This window comes from Chthoniobacterales bacterium (assembly GCA_035274845.1).
Lineage (GTDB): Bacteria > Verrucomicrobiota > Verrucomicrobiia > Chthoniobacterales > UBA10450 > AV80.
Window position 1 is genome coordinate 76,097 of the sequence record DATENU010000009.1, and the last position, 11,970, is coordinate 88,066.

At 57.6% G+C, this 11,970-nt stretch carries 10 protein-coding genes; 4 read left to right on the top strand and 6 right to left on the bottom strand.

The annotated features are described in order from the left end of the window. Positions 1 to 21: 21 nt before the first annotated feature. On the bottom strand, positions 22 to 468 hold the full coding sequence (locus VJU77_04025; protein ID HKP02510.1) for a hypothetical protein: 447 nt from the start codon (positions 466 to 468) through the stop codon (positions 22 to 24). A 101-nt stretch (positions 469 to 569) separates the two neighbouring features. Between VJU77_04025 and VJU77_04030 the strand changes: the two genes are divergently transcribed. Further along, on the top strand, positions 570 to 1,625 hold the full coding sequence (locus tag VJU77_04030) for an agmatine deiminase family protein (GenBank protein HKP02511.1): 1,056 nt from the start codon (positions 570 to 572) through the stop codon (positions 1,623 to 1,625). A gap of 234 nt (positions 1,626 to 1,859) precedes the next feature. Here the strand turns inward: VJU77_04030 and VJU77_04035 are convergent, their stop codons facing one another. Further along, on the bottom strand, positions 1,860 to 2,720 hold the full coding sequence (locus VJU77_04035) for a toll/interleukin-1 receptor domain-containing protein (protein HKP02512.1): 861 nt from the start codon (positions 2,718 to 2,720) through the stop codon (positions 1,860 to 1,862). Positions 2,721 to 2,832: 112 nt separating this feature from the next. On the opposite strand from VJU77_04035, the gene VJU77_04040 reads away from it, so the two are divergent. Continuing rightward, the gene (locus VJU77_04040; GenBank protein HKP02513.1) at positions 2,833 to 2,991 is read left to right on the top strand and encodes an agmatine deiminase family protein; all 159 of its coding nucleotides are present in this window, start codon (positions 2,833 to 2,835) and stop codon (positions 2,989 to 2,991) included. Here the strand turns inward: VJU77_04040 and VJU77_04045 are convergent. The 3 genes from VJU77_04045 to VJU77_04055 form a co-directional block, all read right to left on the bottom strand. Then, positions 2,988 to 4,451 (bottom strand): hypothetical protein, encoded by a 1,464-nt coding sequence (locus VJU77_04045; GenBank protein ID HKP02514.1) that lies wholly within the window; start codon positions 4,449 to 4,451, stop codon positions 2,988 to 2,990. The genes VJU77_04040 and VJU77_04045 overlap by 4 nt on opposite strands. Before the next feature lie 176 nt (positions 4,452 to 4,627). Continuing rightward, positions 4,628 to 6,346 (bottom strand): sulfatase-like hydrolase/transferase, encoded by a 1,719-nt coding sequence (locus VJU77_04050; GenBank protein HKP02515.1) that lies wholly within the window; start codon positions 6,344 to 6,346, stop codon positions 4,628 to 4,630. A gap of 69 nt (positions 6,347 to 6,415) precedes the next feature. Further along, positions 6,416 to 7,804 carry a hypothetical protein gene (locus tag VJU77_04055; GenBank protein ID HKP02516.1) on the bottom strand — a complete coding sequence of 463 codons (1,389 nt, stop codon included), beginning with the start codon at positions 7,802 to 7,804 and terminating at the stop codon, positions 6,416 to 6,418. Positions 7,805 to 8,134: 330 nt separating this feature from the next. Here VJU77_04055 and VJU77_04060 point away from each other — a divergent pair, with 330 nt between their 5' ends. Further along, positions 8,135 to 10,087: a hypothetical protein gene (locus VJU77_04060; GenBank protein HKP02517.1), complete on the top strand. Its 1,953-nt coding sequence runs from the start codon at positions 8,135 to 8,137 to the stop codon at positions 10,085 to 10,087. Between the two features lie 44 nt (positions 10,088 to 10,131). Here VJU77_04060 and VJU77_04065 read toward each other — a convergent pair whose 3' ends face one another. After that, the gene (locus VJU77_04065; GenBank protein HKP02518.1) at positions 10,132 to 10,800 is read right to left on the bottom strand and encodes an arylesterase; all 669 of its coding nucleotides are present in this window, start codon (positions 10,798 to 10,800) and stop codon (positions 10,132 to 10,134) included. A 134-nt stretch (positions 10,801 to 10,934) separates the two neighbouring features. Here VJU77_04065 and gap point away from each other — a divergent pair, with 134 nt between their 5' ends. Further along, positions 10,935 to 11,936, top strand: coding sequence for a type I glyceraldehyde-3-phosphate dehydrogenase (gap, locus tag VJU77_04070; protein ID HKP02519.1), 1,002 nt, complete (start codon positions 10,935 to 10,937; stop codon positions 11,934 to 11,936). Positions 11,937 to 11,970: the final 34 nt, after the last annotated feature.

The following is an 11,970-nucleotide window of genomic DNA, read 5'->3' on the forward strand; positions in this document are numbered from 1 at the left end:
CCCAAGCCAGGGTCCCCAGGTTTAGAGGCCCGAGTTCGATCCGCTGTAACGCTCGTTTTGAATCTGACGCAGGGTTTTTTGCGGCGGAGTCGGACTTGGTTTCGCCGTTGTGTTCGTTGCCATTTTCTTGCCATCCAGGCTCACGCCGTTGTCGGCGGCGATCTTTTCCCAGCTTTGGCCTTTGGCTTTGAGAGCGGCGATCTGGTCGAAACTCTTGCCCGAGGCGCTGGCGATGGCGTGCGCGGCGTAAAGGTCGCCGTGGCTGAGATGCGTTTTGGCTTTCTCTTTCTCCAGGGTTGCAACCGGCACGTGGGTGCTCGCTGAGATGCTTTTCATGGCGCGCTCTGGTCCGCCCGGTTTTTGAGCGTCGGCATTAAGGCTGGCGATAGACTGCTTGAGGGATGCGGCCTGCACGGCTACGGCAGACAGGATCAGAAGGGCAACAAGGGTGAGGTAGAATTTTTTCATGGTCATAATACTTATTCGATTACGGTTCGCTAACTGAGCGGGTGTCTGCTGCTGGTTTTGATTGCAGGCGCCGCCCGACACAATGAAGTCTAACCGCGCTAATGGATAAAACGCAATCACCGAAGACGGTCCCGGCCGCGCTCGGCTATCGGATGCCGGCGGAATGGGAGCCGCACGCCGCCACGTGGCTTTCCTGGCCACGGCGTGAAGGGATCAGTTTCCCGGGTGCCTTCGATCGCGTGATGCCCACCTTTCGCCGGATGGTGGAAGCACTCCTTAGCTCGGAGCCGGTTTGCATTAACGTCTGCAATGGTGCGCATGAGGCCGAAGCGCGCCAGGTTCTCGATCGCCTGCCCGGCGAGCGTCTCAGCTTTCACCGAATTCCGACGAACGAACCGTGGTGCCGGGACCACGGTCCGATTTTTCTCACCCGCGACCAGGCGCCGCGTCTCGCGGTCGTCGACTGGGATTACAACGCCTGGGGCGGCAAGTATCCGCCGTGTGATCTGGACGAAGTCGTCCCCACCCGGGTCGCCGAGATCCTCGGCCTCCCCGTCCATTATCCGGGGATGATTCTTGAGGGCGGCTCGATCGATGTGAACGGAGCGGGAGCGCTGTTAACCTCGGAAGGATGTCTCCTGAATCCGAACCGGAACCCGACTTTTTCACGCGAGCAGATTGAAGAACGGTTGCGCGATTACCTTGGCGTCACTGATATCCTCTGGCTCGGGGAAGGAATTGAGGGCGACGACACCGACGGCCACGTCGACGATCTGGCGCGCTTCGTAAACGAACGAACTATTGTCACCGTCGTAGAGGAAAACCGTGACGACCCGAATTACGGGCCGCTCCGCGAAAACCTGGTTCGCCTCCGGAAAATGAAATGGCGCGGCGAGCCATTCGAAATTGTCACTCTGCCGATGCCCGCCCGGATCGATCGCGAAGATCTGCGATTACCGGCCAGTTACGCGAATTTCTACATCGCCAATGAATGCATTCTGCTTCCGACCTTTAACGATCCGAACGACTCGGTCGCCGAAGCCGCGCTCACGAAGCTCTTCTCCGGTCGCCGCATTGTCCCGATCGATTGTACCGAATTGATCTGGGGCCTGGGCGCCTTTCATTGCCTGTCCCAACAACAACCCGCGTTGATTTGAGGAAACCGAAGGCTGATGCGTGTCGTCCCGACACGCGCCGAAGGCGAGGGAGCCCTCGCAAGGCGGCTTCTTTAATCGGCATCGCGCAATTCCGACATTGTTCGTTCTAGCCATGTTGGTGGGTTCCCGTCTGGATTGAACGACGCGGAAAGGCAACCCGACAGGATTTTGAACATCGTTTAGGCCCGACTAGAAAGCGCTCGGTTCCTCCGAAGCTTTGGCTGAACCTGCTGGTTACTGTATGTCGTCATCGAGCCGCAATCTTGAAAAGGCCCAAGCGTTGCAATCTCCTCGAAATTCGCGCAACGGGAACTCAGAGAATTCTATGAACTTTGATGGATCAATACTTAGGTAATCAGTGGGTCGGTAGCCGCCGAACACAAGTCCGTCGTCGGCGATTTTCCATCCACCAACTAGATTGTCCCCTCTAGCGTTCAACTCTAAAAACCCGACACCGTGTTCAGGTCCTTGCATCCAAGACCATTCAAACAGAAAGATGCGACTGCTCGACGAAAAGGCCCCGCGGATTTGGCCCGACCAATTTCGTGCGTTCCAGTCGTAGTCGCCGTCGTAAAACTGAAGAGGCGTCCTATAGTTGTCGCCATCGTAAATCAACCGCAGTCTTCCAGTCGATCCACGCCAGATGCCCGCAAGCGTGTTGCCAGAGAACGGAAGGTCCATCGCTCTAACGAGTGCCTTAATCATCGCATGAGGCGTGCGCGTCCAATTCAAAGCAACTCTGTCAGCAAGAAGTGGCGACCAATTTCTCACCTCTGCGCTTGTCACATCATGCCATATTGGAAGAATTACTTTCTTGCCGGCGATCTCCCTAGTGGCAAGTGCCGCTAACTCGTCCTGAGGCCATTGCTTTGCCATGAAGCTCTTGCTAATAATGACGACACCAAACTTGGAATTCGCCAGACCGTTGTCGATTGATCTTCTGAGGCTGTCGCCAGCCTTGAGTTCCAGTTCATCGAACCAGACCTTAAGGCCATAGGAGTGTTCAAGCCATTCGGCCAACGGCCGGGCAACCTGCTCCTTGTCTTCGGAAGCGTGGCTGATGAAAACGTCCCATGCGAATGTCCGCCTGTTCATTAATTATGATCTGTCGCAGGCACTTTGATGGATAGGCTCCGCGCCGAAGGACGATTTGGGGTAGAAGGGGACATGATTCCGTATATCAGAGGTTTTCCTGGGCGACAACAAATTGGAATTAGGTGTCCGCCATCTAGTCTCGTGCGGCGGCGCCGAATGTCTTTTCGCAAGATCGGCTCCAAGTCGCATAATTCCCATCGATTGCACCGAATTGATCTGGGGCCTGGGCGCCTTTCATTGCCTGACCCAACAGCAGCCGGCGATCCTCTAATCGCCCTTTAGAATTGAGTTCACTCTCTGCTGAAGTTGTTCAGAAGTATCGAAATTCTTACGCTGGTGAATGAAAGAAAAGGAGCAGTTAAGCACAATACTTACCGCAGCCAGCACCGCGGCCAGGGCGTTGATGCTTCGTAGGCGCGGACTCGAACCCAGACGAGCAACGCCAGCCGCCGCGCACATGATCAACGCCGGATAAAAGTCGTGGAGGTACCGGCCGGTAACCCCCACTGTGGCCAGAACGAGACTGCCGCCGGCAAAAAGAGCCACCGCTGGCAGCCGAGCGCGTTTAAGAGATTCATTCGAACCCGAGCCCAGCGCCGCAATACCAATTACGGCGAGAAGCGACAGCGCCGGCATACTGACCGGGACGGTCGAAAACGGTTCAATGACGTCATTGCGCGGCCAGCCAATGACCGTCTGTTCTTCTTCAGGATACAACCAGGGAAAGTCATCCTTGATCCTGAAACCGTGCACTCCGAAATAGGTGGCAATGGCGCTTGGGACATTTCGGAGATGAAGTTGTTTCCCCTGGGTGATTCGCATCCGGATCGGGAACTGATTATAGAAGTCGTAATAGCGCATCGGCATCGGCTCGAACGTTTTGAATTTGGCATACCCAACGCCGAAGTAGATCGCCGCCGTGATTGCGACGGCCGCCAGGGCGATCGCGGCCTGTCTCCCTGATCTCTCCACCTTGCCAAGTCCGAACATTGCGGCCGCAAATGCGGGTTTCCCAGACGCGCGCACAGCTAAGACCGCCGCCACAATTGCCATGGCGAGGACTGCGCCTGCGCCAGTAGTGGCGCGGCTGTGAAACGACATGAAGGAAAATGCCGCGGCGAGGAGAAGAAATTTCGTCTGCGGTCGCTGAAAATAGCGCGCGAGCGCCCAGGCAAAAAGAAGGGCAAACGCTCCGCTCCACATCAGAGCTTCATGGAAGGTATAGGAGCGCCCGATGAGGAAGACGACGGTCGAGCCGACGCCGGCAGACACAATGAAAATGGAATGCAGGACGCGCTCGCCGGGCGTTGGCTGGCGCTCAGAGCCGTGAAACATTCGAAGCAGGGCGTAAGCGCAAATCAAACTGATCATCGCGGCGGCCAGCATCATTACGCGGCTCCATTGCCCATCCATGTTCGGAAAAATTAGAACCAGTGGAATGCGCAAGAGCGCCGGCGCGATCCCGAAGTACCCGTAGGTTTTACCCTCGAAGGTGAATGCCTCAAGGCCAATCGCGGAGCGCGGCACGTCGAAATGCCCATGAAGGATGGAGCGCGCGTAAGCGTCGTAGAATCCGCAGAATTCCTCCGGCTGGAAAAATTTCCAATCGCCCCACGTGACAAACCAGCACCAAACGATCAGCGATACGAAGAAGCTTGGGAGAATGTAGGCATGACGATGCCACCACCTTCTCAACGTCGTATCTGAGGGAGAGAACCTGGAATCCTCCATGGCTGCAGCCTGTAACATTCGGGCGATGCTTTGAGCAACTCTCAAGCCTCGCCGGGTCAACTTGGCGCGCTTTGGAGGGTTACTCTGCCGACTTTATGGATGGCTCGGAGACGCTGTCCGGAACGCTCGGTGTTGGGCGATTTACAAACTGACCGCGGCTATGAAACCGCCTGCGGCTACGGCGGAAGCTTGCCGGATTTTTTTCTTCGGGAGGCCAGCGCAGGTTTTCCTACCAGACGAGATCGGTCCACCGGACCGGGAGCGTGGAGGGGCGGCCACACCACGGTTTCCGGTTTTGTGCCAAGCTTTTCCATGACATCCGTGAGGCGACGATGGAGTCGGGCCCGCTGGACCTCGGATGCTTTGGTTGCATATCTGCGGTCCGCAAGATTCCTTTTCTCCTCTTTGTCATTGCGCAGATCATACATCTCAAACTCGGCTTTCTGGCCGTAATGCGGATCAAAGTAGACGGCGTATTTCCAATTCTTTTCCACGATGCAGCGAATGTGCGAAGGCCCCATCTTCTGCGGCTTCGGCGTGGTGACGTAATCGTCGTCATACGTGTAGTGCACGTAATCCTGCACTTCAGCCCCAGGGTTCTCGAGAATGGGCGTGAGGCTTTTGCCTTGAAACGTCCAATTGGCGGTCTTCACGCCCGCGATGTCGGCCATGGTAGGCATCAGGTCGATCAGTCCGGCCAGGGCCTGGGTGGTTTGGGCCTTTGGAAACGTCCGTGGGTTCGAGAAGATCATGGGCACGTTGAGAGTCTGGCGGTAGACATTGTACATCTTCTGCCGCTGCATCCCGTGGGCCATCGCCATGTCGCCATGGTCACTGATTCGCACGATGAGGGTCTCCTCCGTGAACTGATTGCGGTCCAGGGCCTCCAACACTTTCATGATCTCCTGATCCACCAGGGAAGTGAGGTAGGCGTAGAATTGCACGTACTTCCGGGCTTTCGCGCGACTCTTGATGGGGCCGGCAGCCTGGGTCAGTTCGCGCCATTTTTTCTGGATGGTGGGCTTTGTTCCCAGCTTCTCCCGGAGCGTGCCGGGGAGTTTCACCTTTATGTCCTCGAAGTCCCGGTCGCGGTAGCCGGCGTATTTGTAACGCGGGACTTTCTTGTTTCCCACCTTCACGGCGGCCATAGCCGTCCCCGGATATGACAAGACATCGTGCGGGTTAACAAGTGACACCACCAGGAAGAACGGTTTTTCGCCATGCTGTTCCCGGTAGTGATTGAGGTAATGAAGGGCGCTCGCTTCAACGCGCTCCTTCTCCGGAATGTTGTACCCGTAGCGGGCGGATTGGCCCAGTCCGTCGATGAAACGGCGGTCATTGTTGATATCACCGCCTCCGAAGTTAAACACCGAAGCATCGTCTCCCGCGTCCGGGTAGGTCCATTCCTCAAAACCGTAGCTGTCAGCAATGTTCTTCACGTCCGCCTGCGACCAGTAGAGCTGGCCGTTTATCTCCGGATCGCCCTGATCATGGTTCTGCAAATGGTCAAAAAACCCGACCGGCTTGTTCAGGTGGAACTTGCCTTTGTAAGCCACGTTATAGCCCGCAGCCTTCATCATCCTGGCCATCGTCTGGTAATTGCCCGGCAGGATTTGCTGGCCGAGTTGCTTGGGGTTGTTGGGCTGGTCGTATTCCAGCACCTGGGTCACCTTGTGATGCGCCGGAAACATGCCGGTGAACAGCGTGGCGCGGCTGGGCGAGCAGGTGCAGCTGTTGCAGTGCGCGCGCTCGAAGGCCAGGCCGTTTTGGAGCAATCGGTCCATGGCGGGCAGATTCTTTTTCGCCCACTTCGGATCCCAGTTTTGGATCCAGGATTGCTGGTCGGTGATGAGGAAAACGATGTTTGGTTTTTTTGGCAGGTGAGATAGAGCCATAGCAGTTGTGGGTTCGGGTTGCGTTGTCGCGGGAGAGTTTAACTCGGCGGCACCAAGCGCGCGTGGCACCTAGGCCGGCCGCCAGACTGTGAGGCCGCCAAAGACGCTGAGATAGGCGGCGCCGTCAGGTCCTATTGTCAGGCCAGAATACCAATTGTTGCTCGCCTCCTCCAGCTCGGCGAGGTCGGGGAACTTGATGTAGGGCGAAACCTTGACCGGTGCCCCGTATTGGAAATCCAAGGCAGCCCAATACCATCCATGTGGGTCTTTGATATAAGTGTAGATCATTCCATCCCCGGTGGAGAGCTGCGAGACGACTGAAGGCACGGCGAGCGTGTTGTTGGCCCAAACCACCTGTGACTTTCCCATCGTCGGATCAAAATCGACCCGGTTTACCCCTGGTGTCGTCATGTTGGCGCCGGCGGTGCTGCCGATAGTACTGTTGCCATAATTATTCTCGACGATAATTGACCGGTTCACCGCGATTAGTGAATTTTCGCACGCATTCTGTTTCCCCTGTTCCGTAAACACAGTCTGCTGGGCCACGAGTTTGCCGGTATCGCGCCGATACACGTTCACGTGCATGTATTCGGCGTTGTCGGTGATGGCCACGAACTGGTTGCCCTGAAAATCGTCAAAGCAGGTAGGGGTCGTGCCGCTGCCGATCTGGTTTTGGCCGGGCTTTATCTGGGTGGTATCGCCGCGGTCATATGTCGTCCGCCAAACGCTTACCGGTCCGTTGGGCGACGCCTTATAACAATACAACGCATAGTCCGTCACGATGTAGACCCCTCCTTTGCCGTCACTTGCCAGGGATTTGGTGATGGTTTCGGCGGAGTTCGCCCCGGGGACATTGCGTACGTTGCCTCCATAGATGGCCTGGGTGGCCTTTTCCACGTAGCCAACGCCGCCTTGATTGGAAATATACCAAATATTACCGAGGCTGTCCGGCAGCACTGAGTTTAAGACATCGTCGATTGCGATCATTCGGACGAGGCCATAAGCGTTGATCTGAACGAGTTGGTTGTTGCCGGTGGAGTAGATCCGGATCTGTTGGTCGGCGGTGACGCAAACAACGTTGCTGTTTTGGTCCAGATAGAAATAGCCTCCCGCAAAACTGATCTTGCCAGTGGTGTTCTGCTGGCGTTGCGGCAACGCGGCTTTGGCCAGGGTATTGAGCGTCTTGGGGTCGATTAACAGGATGGTTGGTTCGCCCCCAGGCATGTCGGAACTGCCAATGTGGATGGTGACCAGCTGGTTCTTGTTATTGAAGGCCATGGTTGCCGCAATCCCCGGAGGCGTAATCACCTTTTGCTGCACCGTCTGGTTCGGCGCGGAGGCCGGACCTTTCACGGCCCCGGTGTCGGTCATGTAAGAGTTGAGATGGATGCCGCTGAAACCGTTGGGGGCCATGAAGGGATTTTGATAAATGGGAGGGGTGTTAATGGGAGTTGGCATGGGGATTCTCCTGCGGGGTTGGGTGGACTGTTGATTGGGGATTGCTCGGAAATCTCTTTGCGCCGCAGCACCGTGGCTGGTCAAAACGCTGAAAACGGGGAATGACCGGGACTGGGTCGGCTCGGGGAAGCTTCGGTTGCGACGAGGGTCATGGAATCGGGGTCTGTTTCGAGTATGACGGCGAGCTTCCCTCTGCCAAGTACTTTTTCAGCAGCAGTTTGGGGAGAGGTTCCAGGCCGGCAAGGGCCGCGGGCTTAAGGCACGAATACGGGCCTCTTGTTAGGCAAAATGACAATTGACACCTGCGAGGGCGCTTGATTTCATACTGCGATGAAAAGGCCCCCCATGACAGGAACCGTTCAGTCAGGCGGAACCGGTAAGCCCGTGCCTCTTGCTGGCGCGCTCGTGACCGTCCTTGAAGCGAGCGCGAATGCGCCCGTGGCGGTAGGAACCGCGAAGACAGATGCCGCCGGCAAGTTCTCTCTCAACCCTTCTGGCACGGTGTCCGACGGCATCTTCTACGCTACCGCGACTCTGGGGGGCGGCGTTCAACTGGTCACGATTATCGGTCCGGACATCCCGGATTCCATTACTATCAACGAGTTGACGACGGTAGCCGCCGCCTTCTCCATGGCGCAGTTCGCGCAAAACGGGCTCATCGCGGGCAGCGCTTTCGGGCTGCGGATCGCATCGGGGATGAACGACAACCTGGTCTCCCCAGCCAGGGGCGCTTCTTCACGGGTCCTCCTAAATTCTCCCAACGGGGATGAGACAAACTCCCTGCGTTCGACATGTTCACTCGCCAATCTGCTCGCGGCCTGCGTCCAATCGCAGGATGGCGCTGTCGAGACACTGTTCGCGCTCACTACGCCGCCGGACGGAACCGCCCCGACTGACACATTTCAGGCTCTGGTCAACCTGGCCCGCTATCCGGCGAACAACGTCGCGAAAATCTACAACGCCCCAGCCGTGGAGATGTACTCGCCGTCGCTCCAGCAATTAGATCCGCCGCTCCAGCAGGTCCCCGATGCCTGGACTATCGCGGTCAAGGTCAACGACTCAGGCGATCGCTTGAGGGGTTTCGGAGGACCCGGCAACCTCATCTTCGACCAAAACGGCTATGCCTGGATTACCAACAACGTCCGCCAGGGCCATGCGAAGTCCGCGCAGTACAACATCGTCCTCAAGCCGAACGGTAAGCCAGCCGACGGCGAGAACGGCGCGCCCAAATCCCCCATCACCGGCGGCGGCATTCTGGGCGGCGGCTTCGGCATCGAGATCGACACCCGCGGGACCGTTTGGATGGGTAATTTCGGCTGGGGTGGCCGCAATCCAAAGCCTGGCGTCCATGGCAGCGTCTCTCAGTTTAACGGCGACGGAACACCCATCTCGGGAAAAAAAGGCTACGACGGCGGCGTAAACCGCGCACAGGGAATAGTTTCGGATCCAGACAACAACATCTGGATCGCGAGCTACGACTCCAATCAACTGGTCGTCTTTCCAAATGGCGATCCGGCAGGATCGTCCTCGTTTCCCGCTCACGAAAAAACCGTCCCGCATGATGAGAACTGCCCGTTCGACATCGCCCTTACGCCTGATGGAAGCGGCATCTGGGTTACCCATAGTGGTGGCCTCAGGGCCGAAAGCCGGGGCAGCCTCTGCAAGTATGTCATCGAGGGCGGCGCTTTAACACGGCAGTTCAAGGTGGACGCGGGACCAACTGGCCATTTTCAATCGCTCAAGGGCATGTCGATTGACTCTCAGGGCAACGCCTGGATTGCTTCGGGCGGGCAGGGAGTTTATTTCGTCAGCTGTGACGGCACGGAAGTGTTGGGGCCGTTCACCAAGGGCGGCATTTCCGGCCCGTGGAGCGTGTCGGTGGACGGCGACGACAATGTGTGGGTCGCTAACTTTGGCCCCATGGAACCGGGCAACGTCTACCCTGGGGCTCTCTCGAAGCTGGCGGGTGCCAACCCCGAAACCCGCCCTCCCGGTAAAGATTTGGGAGACTCGATCTCCCCGTCTACCGGATATACCCTCCCTTCAGCAGGAAGCCAGGTGCTCCTTCATAACGGCCATCCGCTCTATGGTCGCGGACGTCCCCCGAGCTTCGTTCCCTTTATGCGCCAGACCAACTGTCTTATCGACCAGGCCGGGAACGTCTGGGCTCTCAACAACTGGAAACCCAGTTTCGACGTCGACGTCGGCCAACACGGCAACCCCGGCGGCGATGGTATTGTCATTTTTGTCGGCGTCGCCAAACCTCCCGGCACGAAAAACTGATAGCGTCGGTTCAGGCGCTCGAGCGAAGACGGAATCCTTGGAGATTAATGGCGTGTCGCCGCGATCTTCCGGACCAACGGATCGAGGACGCGCCAGACAGTGTCCGCCAGCACCCTCTGGCCGGCAGCGTTGGGGTGGACGCGGTCCCATTGGTTTAGTTTCGGGTCGCCGGCGACGCCTTCGAGAAAATAAGGGATCAGAGAGGTGCGATTTTTCTCCGCCAGGGTGGCGAACATTTGCCCAAACGCGCTCAGGTAATCAGCGCTCGTGTAACCGGGCAACTGCATCCCCGCCAGGACGATCGATATTCCCGGCTGCCGGGCGCGCGCCTGGTCGATGATCGCCTGAAGGTTGGACCGGATTTGATCGATCTCGACGCCGCGAAACGCGTCGTTGATCCCGAGCTCGACGATGAGGATATCGATGTGCTTGTGCGCCCGCAGAATCGCCGGGAGCCGCCGTAGCCCTCCCGCGGTGGTGTCGCCGCTGGAACCGGCATTGACGATCTCGAAATCGTAACCGGCCGCGCGCATTTTCTCGCCAATCAGCGCCGGGTAAGCCTGTTTGCGCGACAGGCCAAAACCGGCCGTCAAACTATCGCCGAGCGCCACGATCGTTATCATTTTCGAAGCATCGCCTTTCGCCGGCTGGGCGGATTGGATAGGTGCGAGGGCCAGAAGGGCGACGAACGCGCCGATGAATTCAATCTTCACGAAACTCCTTGGACGAAATACCGGCATTTCCGTTCAAATACCCGCCACGTTTCCTATTTGCGTTCCCGATTCGGCACAATTAGTAACTTACCCGCTCCCGGAAACCGGGCGGCTCAACTCAACCACTCTTTCCTATGGCAACCTATGGCATCAACGGCTTCGGCCGAATCGGTCGCAACGTCCTCCGCGCAATGGACCAAAGCGACGTCAAACGCATCGCGGCGATTAACGATCTCACTGATACCCACACCCTCGCCCACCTCCTAAAATGGGACTCGGTTCACGGGAAATTTGACGGCGAGATCGGCTACGATCCGGAAAACATCATCGTCCGCGGACACAAAATTAAGGTCCTGAAAGAGCGCGACCCGGGCAATCTTCCCTGGAAAGACCTCGGGGTCGACGTCGTCCTGGAATCGACCGGCTTTTTCACCAGCCGCGACAAGGCGGAGCTTCACCTGACCAAGGGCGGCGCGAAACGGGTCCTGATCAGCGCTCCGGCGAAGAACCCGGATCTCACCCTTTGTCTCGGGATCAATGACGATCTCTACGACGGGAGCAAGCATTTCATCATCTCGAACGCGAGCTGCACCACGAACTGCCTCGCTTCGATGGCGAAAGTGCTCCACGACAACTTCGGGATCGTGAACGGATTCATGAGCACGATTCACAGTTACACGAACGACCAGCGCATCCTCGATCTGCCGCACGAAGATTTGCGCCGGGCCCGGGCGGGCGCGGTCAGCATCATCCCGTCGAGCACCGGTGCGGCGAAAGCGATCGGCGAAGTGATTCCGGCGTTGAACGGGAAGTTAAACGGCGGCGCCTTTCGCGTTCCGACGCCTGACGGTTCGGTGACAGATTTCACCGCGATCGTCGAGAAGGACGCGACGGTTGATTCAATCAACAACGCCTTTAAGGAGGCGGCCGCGAGCAAGCGTTACCAGAACATCCTCGAATACAGCGACGAGCCACTGGTCTCGATCGACATCGTGGGCAACCCGCACTCCTGCATTTTCGACAGCAAGCTGACCATGACCCACGGCGGCAAGTTTGTGAAGATCGTCGGGTGGTACGACAACGAGTGGGGTTACAGCAATCGTTGCGTCCAGATGCTGGAGTTGCTCGGGAAATAGCCTGCGGGCGGCAATGGAGTAGTGGAGTGATGGA

Coding starts and splice junctions, on each gene's coding strand:
- VJU77_04025 (HKP02510.1), bottom strand. CDS start 468: ATGAAAAAATTCTACCTCACCCTTGTTGCCCTTCTGATCCTGTCTGCC.
- VJU77_04030 (HKP02511.1), top strand. CDS start 570: ATGGATAAAACGCAATCACCGAAGACGGTCCCGGCCGCGCTCGGCTAT.
- VJU77_04035 (HKP02512.1), bottom strand. CDS start 2,720: ATGAACAGGCGGACATTCGCATGGGACGTTTTCATCAGCCACGCTTCC.
- VJU77_04045 (HKP02514.1), bottom strand. CDS start 4,451: ATGGAGGATTCCAGGTTCTCTCCCTCAGATACGACGTTGAGAAGGTGG.
- VJU77_04050 (HKP02515.1), bottom strand. CDS start 6,346: ATGGCTCTATCTCACCTGCCAAAAAAACCAAACATCGTTTTCCTCATC.
- VJU77_04055 (HKP02516.1), bottom strand. CDS start 7,804: ATGCCAACTCCCATTAACACCCCTCCCATTTATCAAAATCCCTTCATG.
- VJU77_04060 (HKP02517.1), top strand. CDS start 8,135: ATGAAAAGGCCCCCCATGACAGGAACCGTTCAGTCAGGCGGAACCGGT.
- gap (HKP02519.1), top strand. CDS start 10,935: ATGGCAACCTATGGCATCAACGGCTTCGGCCGAATCGGTCGCAACGTC.